General features: G+C 73.1%; 12 protein-coding genes. All 12 read left to right on the top strand.

Annotated elements, in window-relative coordinates; all coding sequences use genetic code 11:
* Window positions 1-122 precede the first annotated feature (122 nt).
* Window positions 123-1,610: a UDP-N-acetylmuramoyl-L-alanyl-D-glutamate--2,6-diaminopimelate ligase gene (locus NON00_RS21455; protein WP_256024795.1), complete on the top strand. Its 1,488-nt coding sequence runs from the start codon at window positions 123-125 to the stop codon at window positions 1,608-1,610.
* On the top strand, window positions 1,607-3,031 hold the full coding sequence (gene murF / locus NON00_RS21450; protein ID WP_256024794.1) for a UDP-N-acetylmuramoyl-tripeptide--D-alanyl-D-alanine ligase: 1,425 nt from the start codon (window positions 1,607-1,609) through the stop codon (window positions 3,029-3,031). Before NON00_RS21455 ends, murF begins: the two co-directional genes overlap by 4 nt.
* Window positions 3,028-4,116 (top strand): phospho-N-acetylmuramoyl-pentapeptide-transferase, encoded by a 1,089-nt coding sequence (mraY, locus tag NON00_RS21445; RefSeq protein WP_256024793.1) that lies wholly within the window; start codon window positions 3,028-3,030, stop codon window positions 4,114-4,116. The genes murF and mraY overlap by 4 nt, the downstream gene beginning before the upstream one ends.
* Before the next feature lies 1 nt (window position 4,117).
* Complete coding sequence (gene murD, locus NON00_RS21440) at window positions 4,118-5,506, top strand: UDP-N-acetylmuramoyl-L-alanine--D-glutamate ligase (RefSeq protein ID WP_256024792.1); 1,389 nt, start codon at window positions 4,118-4,120, stop codon at window positions 5,504-5,506.
* Window positions 5,506-6,627: an FtsW/RodA/SpoVE family cell cycle protein gene (locus tag NON00_RS21435; RefSeq protein WP_256024791.1), complete on the top strand. Its 1,122-nt coding sequence runs from the start codon at window positions 5,506-5,508 to the stop codon at window positions 6,625-6,627. The genes murD and NON00_RS21435 overlap by 1 nt, the downstream gene beginning before the upstream one ends.
* Entirely contained in the window at window positions 6,624-7,772 is a 1,149-nt protein-coding gene (gene murG / locus NON00_RS21430; RefSeq protein WP_256024790.1) for an undecaprenyldiphospho-muramoylpentapeptide beta-N-acetylglucosaminyltransferase, read from the top strand. Before NON00_RS21435 ends, murG begins: the two co-directional genes overlap by 4 nt.
* A complete protein-coding gene (murC, locus tag NON00_RS21425; RefSeq protein ID WP_256024789.1) occupies window positions 7,772-9,208 on the top strand; it encodes a UDP-N-acetylmuramate--L-alanine ligase in 1,437 nt (478 codons plus the stop codon). The genes murG and murC overlap by 1 nt, the downstream gene beginning before the upstream one ends.
* Entirely contained in the window at window positions 9,205-10,128 is a 924-nt protein-coding gene (gene murB, locus NON00_RS21420; RefSeq protein ID WP_256024788.1) for a UDP-N-acetylmuramate dehydrogenase, read from the top strand. Before murC ends, murB begins: the two co-directional genes overlap by 4 nt.
* Window positions 10,125-11,036, top strand: coding sequence for a D-alanine--D-alanine ligase (locus NON00_RS21415; RefSeq protein WP_256024787.1), 912 nt, complete (start codon window positions 10,125-10,127; stop codon window positions 11,034-11,036). Before murB ends, NON00_RS21415 begins: the two co-directional genes overlap by 4 nt.
* Window positions 11,026-11,940: a cell division protein FtsQ/DivIB gene (locus tag NON00_RS21410; protein WP_256024786.1), complete on the top strand. Its 915-nt coding sequence runs from the start codon at window positions 11,026-11,028 to the stop codon at window positions 11,938-11,940. Before NON00_RS21415 ends, NON00_RS21410 begins: the two co-directional genes overlap by 11 nt.
* Window positions 11,937-13,232 carry a cell division protein FtsA gene (gene ftsA, locus NON00_RS21405; RefSeq protein ID WP_256024785.1) on the top strand — a complete coding sequence of 432 codons (1,296 nt, stop codon included), beginning with the start codon at window positions 11,937-11,939 and terminating at the stop codon, window positions 13,230-13,232. Before NON00_RS21410 ends, ftsA begins: the two co-directional genes overlap by 4 nt.
* 85 nt (window positions 13,233-13,317) lie before the next feature.
* Window positions 13,318-14,427, top strand: a 1,110-nt coding sequence (gene ftsZ, locus NON00_RS21400; RefSeq protein ID WP_256024784.1) for a cell division protein FtsZ, incomplete at its 3' end; no start/stop codon positions are given.

Here is a 14,427-nt window from a genome sequence, read left to right as displayed (position 1 = left end):
CCCCGCCGGGCGCGGCGACGCCGCCCCGCCGGTGGTGCCGCGCGGCCTGATGCCCATCCCGGCCACGCCGGGCACGCTGCAGCCGCCCGTGCCGCTGCGCCTGACGGCGGTGGAGCCCTCCCATGCGGCTCGCTGACCTGCTGCGCCGGGCGCCCGGCGCGCACCCCCAGCAGGGCGGCGGCGCCCCGCCCGGCCTCGACATCGCCGGGCTGACCGCCGACAGCCGGGCCGTGCGGCCCGGCTTCCTCTTTGCGGCCCTGCCCGGCACGCGCGCCGACGGGCGCGACTTCATCCCCGCCGCCGTGGACCAGGGGGCGAGCGCCATCCTGGCGCCGGAGGGCACGGAATGGCCCCCCGGCGTGCCGCCGCGCCCGCTGCTGACCGACCCCGACCCGCGCCGCGCCCTGGCGCAGATGGCCGCCGCCTTCCACGGCCAGCAGCCGGCCATCGCCGTCGCCGTCACCGGCACCAACGGCAAGACCAGCACGGTCGATTTCCTGCGCCAGATCTGGACCCTGGCGGGGGAGAAGGCGGCCTCGCTCGGCACGCTCGGGCTGCGGGCGGAGGGTTTCCCGGAGACGCCGTCGCAGACCACGCCGGACCCGGTGACGCTGCACGCCACCCTGGCGGGGCTCGCCCGCGCCGGGGTGCAGCGCCTGGCGCTGGAGGCCTCCTCGCACGGGCTGGAGCAGCGCCGGCTGGACGGGCTGCTGCTGACGGCGGCCGGCTTCTCCAACCTGACGCGCGACCATCTCGACTACCATGGCGGCATGGCGGCCTATGCGGCGGCCAAGCTGCGGCTGTTCGACACGCTGCTGGACCAGGGGGATGGCGCCGTCGTCAATGCCGACATGGCGCCGGAGATGCTGGAGGCGCTGCGCGCCGTGGCGCGGCGGCGGCATCTGCGGCTCGCCACCGTGGGCGAGGCGGGCGAGGCCATCCGCCTGCTGCGCCACACCCCCCGCCCGGATGGGCAGCTCCTGGCGCTCGACCTCTATGGCCGCCGGGTGGAGGCGATGCTGGCCCTGCCCGGCCGCTTCCAGGCGGACAATGTGATGCTGGCGGCCGGGCTGGCGGTTTCCGCCGGCATGGCGGCGGACCGGGTGGCGGCGCTGCTGCCGCGCCTCACCGGCGTGCGCGGGCGGATGGAGCTGGCGGCGCGGCTCGGCCATGGCGCCGCCGTCTATGTCGATTATGCCCATACGCCGGATGCGCTGGAGCGGCTGCTCACCGCGCTGCGGCCGCATACCGAGGGGCGGCTGCATGTGGTCTTCGGCGCCGGCGGCGACCGTGATGGCGGCAAGCGCCCGCTGATGGGCGAGGTCTGCGCCCGCCTCGCCGACCACGCCATCCTGACCGACGACAATCCACGCGGCGAGGACCCGGCGGCCATCCGCGCCGCCGTGCGCGCCGGCATGGCGGGCGGCGCCGCGATCAGCGAGATCGGCGACCGCGCGGCGGCCATCGCCGCCGGGCTGGCGGCGCTCGGCCCCGGCGATGTGCTGGTGGTGGCGGGCAAGGGGCATGAGGCGGGCCAGACCATCGGCACCGTCACCCACCCCTTCGACGATGCGGCGGTGGTGCGCGAACTGGCGGGGGTGGCGGCATGAGCCCGGTGCTCTGGACCTCGGAAGAACTGCGCGCGGCCACCGGCGGCACCTGCCCGGAGGGGCTGGAGATCCGCAGCGTCGGCATCGACAGCCGCGCCACCGGGCCGGGGGAATTGTTCGTCGCGCTGCGCGATGCGCGGGACGGGCATGACTTCGTGGCCGATGCGCTGGCGCGCGGCGCCGCCGCCGCGCTGGTGGACCATGACCCGCCGGGCATCGCCCCCGGGGCGCCGCTGCTGCGCGTGGGCGAGACGCTGGAAGGGCTGCGCGCCCTCGGCGCCGCGGCGCGGGCGCGCAGCGGCGCGCGCATCGCCGCCATCACCGGCAGCGTCGGCAAGACCACCACCAAGGAGATGCTGCGCCACGGCCTCGCCGCCCTGGCGCCCACCCATGCGGCGGTGGCCAGCTACAACAACCAGTGGGGCCTGCCCCTCACCCTCGCCCGCATGCCGCGCGAGGCCGAATATGGCGTGCTGGAGATCGGCATGAACCACCGGGGCGAGATCGCCCCGCTGGCGCGGCTGGCCCGCCCGCATGTCGCCGCCATCACCACGGTGGAGGCGGCGCATATCGGCCATCTCGGCTCGCTGGAGGAGATCGCGGAGGAGAAGGCGGACATCCTGCAGGGCCTCGCCCCCGGCGCCCCGGTGGTGCTGCCGCGCGATGCCGCGAGCTTCCCCCGCCTCGCCGCGCGCGCGGCGGAGGCCGGGCTGGTGGTCATCCCCTTCGGCAGCGACGCGGCGGCCGAGTACCGCCTGCTGGACTACCAGGGCGAGGCCGAGGGCGGGCTGGCCCGCCTCTCCCTGCGCGGCGAGGCGCGCGATCTGCGGCTGGCGGCGCCGGGGCGGCACCTGGCGCTGAACGCCCTGGCCGCCATCGCCGTGGCCGAGGCGCTGGGCGCCGGGCGGGAGGCCTTCCTGGCGGCGCTGGAGAGCTTCCGCCCCGGTGCCGGGCGCGGCGGGCGGGTGGTGCTGGACCTGCCGGGCGGCACCGCCCTGCTGCTGGACGACAGCTATAACGGCCAGCCCCCCGCCATGCGGGCCGGGCTCGGCGTGCTGGGGGTGCAGCCCCCCGGCCCCGGCGGCCGGCGCATCGCCGTGCTGGGCGACATGCGGGAGCTGGGCGAATACGGCCCTGCGCTGCATGCATCCCTGCTCCCCGATGTGCTGGCGGCGGCGGATATGGTATTTTGCTGCGGTGCACTGATGCGCGGCCTGTACGACGCCCTGCCGGAGAACCGGCGCGGCGCGCATCGGGACAGCAGCGAAGAACTGGCCCCGCTGGTGCGGCAGGCCGTGCGTCCGGGCGATGTCATTCTGGTCAAGGGGTCCCTGGGCAGCCGCATGGCGGTGGTGGTCCGGGGCCTGACATCGGCGGCGCAGGGCAGGACGCCCACGCCGCGCGAAGGGGCGCTTCCATGATTTTCAACCTCCTGTCCTCCAATGCGGACGGGTTCTTCCTGTTCAACCTGTTCCGGTACGTCACGTTCCGGGCCGGCGCCGCCTGCATGACGGCGCTGTTCATCAGCCTGTTCTTCGGCGCCCGCATCATCGCCTGGCTGCGCACCTTCCAGAATGGCGGCCAGCCCATCCGCACCGACGGGCCGGAAGGCCACCTGCTGACCAAGAAGGGCACGCCCACCATGGGCGGCGTGCTGATCCTGCTCGCCCTCACCGCCTCCACCCTGCTCTGGGCGGATCTGCGCAACGGCTTCGTCTGGGCCGTGCTGCTGGTGACGCTGGGCTATGGGCTGCTCGGCTTCTGGGATGACTGGCTGAAGGTCACCAAGCGCAACACCAAGGGCGTCTCCGGCAGGGCCAAGCTGGTGGTGCAGGCCGGGGTCGGGCTGCTCGCCGCCTTCTGGATCACCGCGCTGATGCCCGGCGCGCTCGCCGACAAGCTGGCCATGCCGGTGTTCAAGGACGCGCTGGTCGGCTTCGGCTTCCTCTTCCCCGTCGTCGCCATGCTGGTGATGATGGGCGCCTCCAACGCCGTGAACCTGACGGACGGGCTGGACGGCCTCGCCACCGTGCCGGTGCTGCTGGCCGCGGGCGTCTTCGCGCTGATCTCCTACCTCGTCGGCAACCGCCTCTTCGCCGAGTATCTCCAGCTCAACGGCGTGCCCGGCACGGCGGAGCTGGCGGTGTTCTGCTCGGCGCTGATCGGCGCGGGCATCGGCTTCCTGTGGTTCAACGCCCCGCCGGCCAAGGTCTTCATGGGCGATACGGGCAGCCTCGCCCTCGGCGGCGCGCTCGGCGCCGTGGCGGTGGCCACCAAGCACGAGGTGGTGCTGGCCATCGTCGGCGGCCTCTTCGTGGTGGAGACGGTCTCGGTCATCATCCAGGTCTTCTGGTACAAGCGCACCGGCCGGCGCGTCTTCCTGATGGCGCCGCTGCACCACCATTTCGAGAAGAAGGGCTGGGCCGAGCCCACCATCGTCATCCGCTTCTGGATCATCGCCATGATCCTGGCCCTCATCGGCCTCTCGACGCTGAAGATCCGCTGAGATGAGCGCCGCCGCCCCCCTCCCCGCCGCCTTCACCCCCTTCGCCGGGCAGCGCCTGGCCGTGGTGGGGCTGGGCCGTGCCGGGCTGCCGGCGGCGCGCCGCCTGCTCGGCTGGGGCGCCAGCCTGCTCTGCTGGGACGACAAGGCAGAGAACCGCGCCGCCGCCGCGGCCGAGGGCCTGCCGGTGGGCGACCCGGCGGCGCTGCCGGGCTTCCCCTTCGACGCGCTGCTGCTCTCGCCGGGCATTCCGCACCGCCTGCCGCGCGTCCACCCGGCCGCAGCGGCGGCGCGGGCGGCGGGGGTGCCGGTGCTCTGCGATGCCGAGCTGCTGTTCCGCGCCGTGCGCGCCAGCGGCAGCCGGGCGCGCTTCGCCGGCATCACCGGCACCAATGGCAAATCCACCACCACGGCGCTGCTGCACCACCTGCTGGCCGGGGCGGGGTGGGAGAGCGCCGTCGGCGGCAATCTCGGCCCCGCCGCCATCGGCCTGCCGCTGCTCGGCGACGCGGGCGTCTATGTGCTGGAAATGTCGAGCTACATGCTGGAGCGGCTGGCGCGGCTGCGCTTCGATGTCGCCATCCAGCTCAACCTGACGCCGGACCATATCGACCGCCATGGCGACATGGCCGGCTATGCCGCCGCCAAGGCGCATATCTTCGACCGCCAGCAGGCGGGGGATGCCGCCATCATCGCCCTGGATGACGCCTGGGGCCCCTGGTTCGCAGAGGGCCGCACGGGGCGCGTCATCCCCGTCTCCGGCCATGCCGCGCAGCCGGGCGGGGTCTGGGCCGAGGGCCGGCTGCTGCGCGACGCAGCGGGCGTGCTCGCCGACCTCGACACCGCCCCCGCCCTGCCCGGCCGCCACAACGCGCAGAACGCCGCCGCCGCCGCCGCCGCCGCCCTGGCGCTCGGCCTGCCGCGCGCCGCCATCGCGGCGGGCCTCGCCAGCTTCCCCGGCCTGCCGCACCGGCAGGAGCGCGTCGGCACGCGCGGCGGCATCCTCTTCGTCAATGACAGCAAGGCGACCAATGCCGAGAGCACGGCCCCCGCGCTCTCCAGCTATGAGCGCGTGGTGTGGATCGCCGGCGGGGTGCCGAAGGCGGGGGGCATCGACAGCCTGGCCCCGCTCTTCCCGCGCATCGCCGCCGCCGTGCTGATCGGCCAGTCCGCCGGCGATTTCGCCGCCACCCTGGCCGCCCATGGCGTGCCCGCCACCATCGCCGGCACGCTGGAGGCCGCCCTGCCCGCCGCCCTGGCCGCCGCGCGCGCCGCGGGGGTGGGGACGGTGCTGCTCTCCCCCGCCTGCGCCAGCTTTGACCAGTTCAGCGGCTTCGAGGCGCGCGGCGATGCCTTCCGCGCCCTCGTCGCCGCCCTGCCGGAGGATGCGTGATGGCCCTCTCCCGCGCCGATACCTCGGTCCTCGGCCGCTGGTGGTGGACGGTGGACCGCTGGACGCTGGCGGCGCTGATGGCGCTGGTCGGCTTCGGCTATGTCATGCTGCTGGCGGCGAGCCCGGGCGTGGCGGAGCGCATCGGCGCCTCCTCGCGCGATCTCTTCATCCTGAAGCAGGTCTTCTTCCTGGCCCTGGCCACCGGGGTGATGGTCGCCATCTCCCTGCTCTCGGTGAAGCAGGTGCGGCGCCTCGCCCTGCTCGGCTTCCTGGGCGCGCTGCTGATGACGGCGGCGACGCTTTCCGTCGGCGTCGAGATCAAGGGCGCGCGGCGCTGGCTGCATATTCCGGGGATGACGCTGCAGCCCTCCGAATTCCTCAAGCCCTGCTTCGCCGTCGTCGCCGCCTGGCTGCTGGCGGAGGCCAAGAGCCTCGGCTGGAAGGCCACGGCGGGCGCCCTCCTCGCCTTCCTGCTGGTGGCCGGCGTGCTGGTGAAGCAGCCGGACATGGGCATGCTCATCGTCGTCGCCTCGGTCTTCTGCGCGCAGCTTTTCGTCGCCGGCATCAACATGTTCCTGGTGGCGGGCTGCGGCGTGGCGGGCGTGCTGGGCGGCATCGGCGCCTATTTCGTGCTGCCGCATTTCCGCAGCCGCATCGACCGCTTCCTCGACCCCGCCTCGGGCGACACCTACCAGGTGCAGGTGGCGATGGAGGCCTTCGGCCATGGCGGGCTGCTCGGCGTCGGCCCCGGCGAGGGCCGGCTGAAGGCCATGCTGCCCGACGCCCATGCCGATTTCGTCTTCGCCGTGGCGGGGGAGGAGTTCGGGCTGGCGGTCTGCCTGCTGATCCTCGGCCTGTTCGGCTTCGTCGTGCTGCGCGGGCTGCTGCGCCTGCTGGGGGAGAAGGACCTGTTCATCATCCTCGGCGCCACCGGGCTGCTGACGCAGTTCGGCCTGCAGGCCTTCATCAACATGGGCTCGGCCCTGCACCTGATCCCGACCAAGGGCATGACGCTGCCCTTCATCTCCTATGGCGGCTCCTCGGTGGTCGCGGTCGCGCTCGGCATGGGCATGCTGCTGGCGCTGACGCGCCGCCGCCTCGCGCGGGTGGAGGCGGAATGAGCGACGCCCCCTCCCCTGACGCGCCCATCGTCATCGCCGCCGGCGGCACGGGCGGGCATTTCTTCCCGGCCGAGGCACTGGCGGCGGAGCTCCAGCGGCGCGGCCTGCGCATCGCGCTGATGACCGATGCGCGCAGCGCCGACTACAGCAGCCCCGCCTTCGCCGATGCCGAGCGCTTCGTGCTGAAGGGCGCGGGGCTGGCCGGGCGCGGGCTGCAGCGCGCGGCGCAGGGCGCGCTGGCGCTGGCCGCCGGCACGCTGCAGGCGCGGCGCATCCTGGCCGGGCTGCGGCCGCAGGCGGTGGTGGGCTTTGGCGGCTATCCCTGCGTGCCGCCGCTGCTGGCCGCGCGCAGCCTCAGCCTCCGCAGCCTGGGCGGCTTCCGCCCCGCCACCATCCTGCACGAGCAGAATGCCGTGCTCGGCCGCGCCAACCGGCTGCTGGCGCGCGGGGCCGATGTGCTGGCGCTCTCCTTCGCCGGCACGGCGCGGGTGCCGGCGGGCACCACCACCGCCGTGGTGGGCAACCCGGTGCGCCCGGCCCTGGCGGCGCTGGCCGGCCAGGGCTTCGCCCCGCCGCAGGGGCCGCTGCGCGTCTTCGTCCTGGGCGGCAGCCTGGGGGCGCGGATCTTCTCCGATGTCGTGCCCGCCGCCGTCGCGCTGCTGCCGGCGCCGCTGCGCGCGCGCCTCTCCCTGGTGCAGCAATGCCGCATCGAGGACATGCCGCGCGTCCGCGCCGCCTATGAGGCGCTGGGCGTGCCGGCGGAACTCGCCCCCTTCTTCGGCGATGTCGCCGGGCTGTACGGCACGGCGCATCTGGTGATCGCGCGCGCCGGGGCCTCGACCGTGGCGGAGCTGGCCTGCGCCGGGCGCGGCGCCATCCTGGTGCCGCTGCCGCAGGCCATCGACGACCACCAGACGGCCAATGCCCGCGCCCTGGCCGCCAGCGGCGCCGCCGTGGTGATGCCGCAGCCCGACTGCACGCCGGAGGCGCTGGCCGCGCGCCTCGCCACCCTGCTCGACTCGCCGGAGGCGCTGGCCGAGGCCGCCGCCGCCGCGGCGCGCCTCGCCGCGCCGGATGCCGCGGCGCGGCTGGCCGACCTCGTTCTCTCCCGCGCCGAAGCGCGCCGTCTTCAGGAAGCCTCGTGATGCGCGCCCTGCCGCTCAATATCGGACCCATCCACTTCGTCGGCATCGGCGGCATCGGCATGTCGGGCATCGCCGAGGTGCTGCACAATCTGGGCTACCAGGTGCAGGGCAGCGACATCGCCGAGGGCTACAATGTCGAGCGGCTGCGCGCCGCCGGCATTCCCGTCACCGTCGGGCATGACGCGGCCAATCTCGGCGCCGCGCAGGTCGTCGTCATCTCGACGGCGGTGAAGCGCGACAATCCGGAGGTGACGGCGGCGCGCCAGCGCCTCATCCCCGTCGTCCGCCGCGCCGAGATGCTGGCGGAGCTGATGCGCCTGAAATGGGGCATCGCCATCGGCGGCACCCATGGCAAGACCACCACCACCTCGCTGGTGGCCACCGTGCTGGAGGCGGCGAAGCTCGACCCCACGGTGATCAATGGCGGCATCATCAACGCCTATGGCACCAACACCCGCCTCGGCGCCGGCGACTGGATGGTGGTGGAGGCGGATGAGAGCGATGGTTCCTTTCTCCGCCTGCCCGCCGTCGCCGCCGTCGTCACCAACATGGATGCCGAGCACCTCGACCACTGGGGCACCGAGGAGGCGATGAAACAGGGCTATGCCCAGTTCGTCGGCAATATTCCTTTCTACGGCTTCGCCGTGCTCTGCGCCGACCATCCCAATGTGCAGGCGATGATCCCGCATATCGACCGCCGCCTGATCACCTACGGCTTCTCGCCGCAGGCCGATGTGCGGGCGGAGCGGCTGATCACCGACCGCATGGGCGCCACCTTCGAGGTGATCGTGCAGGACCGCCTGACGGGGCGCAGCCGCACGCTGAAGCCGATGCGCCTGCCCATGCTCGGCCAGCACAATGTACAGAACGCGCTGGCCGCCATCGCCGTCGGCATCGAGATGGATATCGACGAGGGCACGATCCGCTCCGCCCTGCTCGGCTTCAAGGGCGTGAAGCGCCGCTTCACCCGCGTGGGCGAGGCCAATGGCGTGCAGATCATCGATGACTACGGCCACCACCCGGTGGAGATCGCCGCCGTGCTGAAGGCGGCGCGGCAGGCCGGCGCGCGCGACGTCATCGCCGTCGTGCAGCCGCACCGCTACAGCCGCCTCAAGGCGCTGTTCGAGGATTTCTGCCAGTGCATGAATGACGCGGGCACGGTGATCGTGGCCGATGTCTACGCGGCGGGCGAGCAGCCGATTCCGGGCGCCGACCGCGACTCACTGGTCGATGGCCTGCGCGCGCATGGCCACCGCAGCGTCGTCCCCCTGCCCGGGCCGGACAGCCTGCCGGAGATGATCAACGCCATCGCCAAGCCGGGCGACTATGTGGTCTGCCTCGGCGCCGGCAATATCACGGGCTGGGCGCAGGGCCTGCCGGAGAAGCTGGCGGCGCTGCAGCCGCGCGGGCCACGCCTGGCCGGGGGGGGCCGGTGAGCCGCGCCTTCTCCGAAACCGGGCCTGACGCGGCCGCCGCCCTGCCGCCGCTGCGCGGGCGCGTGCAGGCGGAGGCGCCGCTGGCCCCCTTCACCTGGTTCCGCACCGGCGGGCCGGCGCAGCTGCTGGTACGCCCGGCTGATGTGGAGGACCTGCTGCTGCTGCTGCGCGACCGCCCGCGCGGCCTGCCGCTCACCGTCATCGGCGCCGCCTCCAACCTGCTGGTGCGCGATGGCGGGGTGCGCGGCGTCGTCGTCAAGCTGGCGCGCGGCTTCTCCGACATCGCTGTGGATGGCGCGGGAATCCTCGCCGGCGCCGCCGCGCTGGACGCGACGGTGGCCGAGCACGCCGCCGCCGCCGGCCTCGCCGGGCTGGAATTCCTCTGCGGCATTCCGGGCGCCATCGGCGGCGCCGTCGCCATGAATGCCGGCGCCTATGGGGCGGAGGTGAAGGACGTGCTGGACTGGGCCGAGGTGGCGACACCCGCCGGCCTGCTGCGCCTCTCCGCCGCCGAGCTGGGCTTCGCCTATCGCCGCTCCACACTGCCCGAGGGTGGCGTGGTGGTGCGCGCGCGCTTCCACGCCCGGCCGGGCGACGCGGCGGAGATCGCCGCGCGCATGAACGCCATCCGCGCCGCGCGGGAGGAGAGCCAGCCCGTGCGCGCGCGCACCGGCGGTTCCACCTTCAAGAACCCGGACGGCCAGAAAGCCTGGGCGCTGATCGACGCCGCCGGCTGCCGCGGGCTGCGCCAGGGCGATGCGCAGGTGTCGGAGAAGCACTGCAACTTCCTGCTCAATCTCGGCGCCGCCACCGCCGCTGATCTGGAAGGGCTCGGCGAGGCGGTGCGCGCCCGCGTCGCCGCGCAATCCGGCACGATGCTGGAATGGGAAATCAAGCGCATCGGGGAGTTTGCGGCATGAGCCATGTCGCCGTTCTGTTCGGCGGTTTCTCGGCGGAGCGCGAGGTCTCGCTCTCCACGGGGGTCCAGGTGATCGAGGCGCTGCGCGAGGCGGGCTTCCGCGTCACCCCCGTCGAGGTGACGCGCGACCTGCCGGCGCTGATCGCCGCCCTCCAGCAGGCGAAGCCGGATGCGGTGTTCAACGCGCTGCATGGCCGCTTCGGCGAGGATGGCTGCGTGCAGGGCATCCTCGACTGGCTCGGCATCCCCTACACCCATTCCGGCGTGCGCGCCTCCTCCGTCGCCATGGACAAGGCGGCGGCCAAGGCGGTCTTCGCCGCGCATGGCCTGCCGCTGGCCGAGCACCGCGTGGTCTCGCCGGATGAGCTGGAACTGGCCGACCCGCTGGACCGCCCCTATGTGGTGAAGCCGGTGAGCGAGGGCTCCTCCGTCGGCGTCGAGATCCTGAAGGAAGGCGACAACCGCCGCGCCGAGATCGCGCGCAGCTGGCGCTTCGGCCCGCAGATCATGACCGAGGAATACATCCCCGGCCGCGAGCTGACCGTGGCCGTGATGGGCGACCGGCCGCTGGCGGTGACGGAGATCGACACCGGCCACATCTTCTACGACTACGACGCGAAATACGCCGCCGGCGGCAGCCAGCACACCCTGCCCGCGCGGGTGCCCGAGGCGATCGCCGAGGCCGCGAAATCGGCGGCGCTCCGCGCGCATCAGGCGCTCGGCTGCCGCGGCGTCAGCCGCTCCGACTTCCGCTATGACGACGCGCAGGGCCGCCTCGTGCTGCTGGAGGTGAACACCCAGCCCGGCATGACGCCGACGAGCCTGGTGCCGGAGCAGGCGGCGCATTGCGGCATCAGCTTCCCCGATCTCTGCGCCTGGATGGTGCGGGAGGCGCGCCATGGCCCGTAGTCCGGCACGGCTGCGCGCCGAGGACCGCACGCGCCTCTCCTCGGACGGCGCGCGCCCGCGCGGCGCGGCGCCGCAGCGGCCGAGCAGCCTGCGCCTCTGGCTGCGCCGCCAGCGGCCGATGCTGCGGCCGATGCTGTTCGGCCTCGCCGGGCTCGGCGTGCTGGGCGCGGGGGCGGTGGTCGTCTCCGCCCTCGACCCCGCCGGGCGCTTCAGCTTCCTGGCCGAGAATGTCGCCGAGATCGCCGGCGAGGCGGGGCTGACGGTGAGCGAGATCGTGGTGCGCGGGCAGCAGAACACGCCGCGCGAGCTGATCCGCGCCGCCATCGGCGTGCGGCTCGGCGATCCGCTGCTGGCCTTCTCCCCCACCCAGGCGAAGGCGCGGCTGGAGAGCATCGCCTGGATCGAGAGCGCCGAGGTGCAGCGCCATCTCTCGGGCAATATCCTCGTCACCATCACCGAGCGGAAGCCCTTCGCCATCTGGCAGCACCAGGGCGAGTTCGCGGTGGTGGACCGTGACGGGCGCGTCGTCTCCGCCGATACGCTGGATGCCTTCGGCCCGCTGCCGCTGCTGGTGGGCGAGGGCGCGCACCGCCAGGGCGCCGCGCTCTACGACGCGCTGAAGCAGGAGCCCGATGTGCAGCGCCGCGTGCAGGCGCTGGTCTTCGTCGGCGAGCGGCGCTGGAACCTGCGGCTGCACAATGGCACCGACGTGCTGCTGCCCGAGGGGCATGAGGATGTGGCGGTGAAGCGCCTCGCGGAATTGCAGCGGAGCAGCGCGCTGATGGACCGGCCGCTGGCCGCCATCGACCTGCGCCTGCCGGACAGGCTGGTGGTGCGCCAGCAGCCGGCGCCGGAGCCGGTGGACCCGCGCGCCAACGCGCAGCGGCGGAGCGGACGCGGATGAGCAAGCTGCTGCGCGTCGCCCCGCCGGCCGAGCTGACCCCCGCCGCCACGCGCCGCCGCCGCGCGCGCAGCGGCTCCTTCGGCGTGCTCGATATCGGCAGCACCAAGATCGTCTGCCTGATCGCCCGCGTCGAGGGCGATGGCAAGCCGCGCGTGCTTGGCTGCGGCTGGCAGAAGTCGCGCGGCATCAAGGGCGGCAACATCGTCGACCTGCACGAGGCGGAACAGTGCATCCGCGCCGCCGTGGCGCAGGCGGAGGAGGCGGCGGAACTCAAGCTCTCCGGCGCCATCGTCAACCTCTCCTGCGGCCAGCCCTCCTCGCGCCTGATGACCATCCAGTGGCCGATCGGCGGCCGCGCGGTGACGGATGCCGACCTGCGCGCCGTGCTGGGCGAGAGCCGCCGCCGCGCCGCCGATGAAGGGCGTGAGACGGTGCACGCCACGACGCTCGGATTCACGATCGATGCGACTCCGGGCGTCGAGGATCCGCGCGGCATGATGTGTGAGACGCTGGCGGCGCAGCTGCATCTCGTCGATGCCGCCTCCGCCTCGCTGCGCAATCTCGGCATCTGCCTGCATGGCTGCGACCTGGAGGTGGAGGAGCTGGTCTCCGCGCCTTACGCCTCCGCCCTCTCCGTGCTGGTGGAGGATGAGCGCCAGCTCGGCGCCACGGTGGTGGACATGGGCGGCGGCACCACGAGCATCGCCGTCTATGGCGAGGGCCACCTGCTGCACACCGCGCAGATCCATGTCGGCGGCTGGCAGGTGACCAACGACCTGGCGCGTGGACTCGCCACGACTATTGCACACGCGGAAAGAATAAAAACACTCGACGGCAGCGCCCTCGATGGCGGCGATGACGCGAAGGCGATGGTGACGGTGCCGCAGGTCGGCGAGGATGATGACCACCTCGTGACGATTCCGCGCAGCTCGATCACCAACATCATCCGGCCGCGAATCGAGGAAACGCTGGAGCTGGTGCGCGACCGTCTCGATGCCGCGGCGCTCGGCCGCGATGCCGGGGCGCGCGTGGTGCTGACGGGCGGCGCGAGCCAGCTTGTCGGCCTGCGCGAATTGGCCGCGCAGATTCTCGACAGACCGGTGCGATTGGGACGCCCTCTCCCCTTGCGCGGCCTGCCGGATCCTGCACAAGGACCCGACTTCGCAACGACCATCGGGCTGGTTGCCTGGGGTGCCGGCGAGGGTCGCCCGCTGCTTGATATCGATCCGGGACAAGATCGCGGAAATGGTCGATTTGCCCGTTTCGTCAACTGGCTTCGCGATCGAGTCTGAGGCAATCTACCCACTGGTTCACCCCCCGGTCCCGCCCTTCTGTCCGCCACGCCATGATGCCCGCTTCCCGAGGAGAGACGCTGCAATGACGCTGAACCTGACGATCCCGCGCCAGCAGCACACGGATTTCAGTCCGCGCATCACCGTGATCGGTGTGGGCGGCGCCGGCTGCAACGCGGTCAACAACATGATCGCGATGGGTCTGGACGGCGTCGAGTTCCTGGTGGCCAACACGGACGCGCAGGCCCTGCTGCACAGCCGCGCCGAGCGGCGTGTGCAACTGGGCCCGCACCTGACGCAGGGCCTCGGCGCCGGCGCGAAGCCGGAGATCGGCCGCGCCGCCGCCGAGGAAGCGACCGAGGACCTCGCACGCCATCTTGAAGGCATGCACATGGTCTTCATCACCGCGGGCATGGGCGGCGGCACGGGCACCGGCGCGGCACCGGTCATCGCGCGCATGGCGCGGGAGCGTGGCATCCTCACCGTCGGCGTCGTCACCCGCCCCTTCGACTTCGAGGGGCCGAAGCGCAAGCGCGCGGCCGAGGCGGGGCTCGAGGAACTGCAATCCTATGTCGACACGCTGATCGTCATTCCGAATCAGAATCTTTTCCGCAAGGCAAACGAGAGGACGACCTTCGCGGAAGCCTTCAAGATGGCGGATGACGTGCTGCACATGGGCGTGCGCGGCGTGACCGACCTGATGGTGAACCCGGGCCTCGTCAACCTGGACTTCGCCGATATCCGCACCGTCATGGCCGAGATGGGCAAGGCCATGATGGGCACCGGCGAGGCCGAGGGCGAGGACCGCGCCGTCAAGGCCGCCGAGGCCGCGATCAGCAACCCGCTGCTCGAGGACACCTCGATGCTCGGCGCCAAGGGCGTGCTGATCAACATCACCGGCGGCTACGACATGACGCTGTTCGAGGTCGACGAGGCCGCGAACCGCATCCGCCGCGAGGTGGACGAGGAAGCCAACATCATCTTCGGCTCCTCGATCGACGAGGAGATGAACGGCCGGCTGCGCGTCTCGGTGGTCGCCACCGGTATAGACGCCCTGCCGGAGCCGGCGGCGGAGCGGCCGAAGCTGGTGGCCGTGGGCGGCGCCCAGGCGCCGGTGCAGGCCGTCTCCACCACCAGCCTGCCGGCCGGCGGCGGCCTGCCGCGCGGCGTGCCCGGCGCCCCCACGGCGCCGCAG

Source organism: Roseomonas sp. GC11 (assembly GCF_024437745.1).
Lineage (GTDB): Bacteria > Pseudomonadota > Alphaproteobacteria > Acetobacterales > Acetobacteraceae > Pseudoroseomonas.
Note: the sequence above shows the minus strand (reverse complement) of the source record. Positions and strands in the feature narration are given on the sequence as shown.

What these genes read in the sequence shown, in the direction of transcription:
- NON00_RS21455 (WP_256024795.1), top strand. Translation starts at nt 123, where the DNA reads ATGCGGCTCGCTGACCTGCTGCGCCGGGCGCCCGGCGCGCACCCCCAG.
- murF (WP_256024794.1), top strand. Translation starts at nt 1,607, where the DNA reads ATGAGCCCGGTGCTCTGGACCTCGGAAGAACTGCGCGCGGCCACCGGC.
- mraY (WP_256024793.1), top strand. Translation starts at nt 3,028, where the DNA reads ATGATTTTCAACCTCCTGTCCTCCAATGCGGACGGGTTCTTCCTGTTC.
- murD (WP_256024792.1), top strand. Translation starts at nt 4,118, where the DNA reads ATGAGCGCCGCCGCCCCCCTCCCCGCCGCCTTCACCCCCTTCGCCGGG.
- NON00_RS21435 (WP_256024791.1), top strand. Translation starts at nt 5,506, where the DNA reads ATGGCCCTCTCCCGCGCCGATACCTCGGTCCTCGGCCGCTGGTGGTGG.
- murG (WP_256024790.1), top strand. Translation starts at nt 6,624, where the DNA reads ATGAGCGACGCCCCCTCCCCTGACGCGCCCATCGTCATCGCCGCCGGC.
- murC (WP_256024789.1), top strand. Translation starts at nt 7,772, where the DNA reads ATGCGCGCCCTGCCGCTCAATATCGGACCCATCCACTTCGTCGGCATC.
- NON00_RS21415 (WP_256024787.1), top strand. Translation starts at nt 10,125, where the DNA reads ATGAGCCATGTCGCCGTTCTGTTCGGCGGTTTCTCGGCGGAGCGCGAG.
- NON00_RS21410 (WP_256024786.1), top strand. Translation starts at nt 11,026, where the DNA reads ATGGCCCGTAGTCCGGCACGGCTGCGCGCCGAGGACCGCACGCGCCTC.
- ftsA (WP_256024785.1), top strand. Translation starts at nt 11,937, where the DNA reads ATGAGCAAGCTGCTGCGCGTCGCCCCGCCGGCCGAGCTGACCCCCGCC.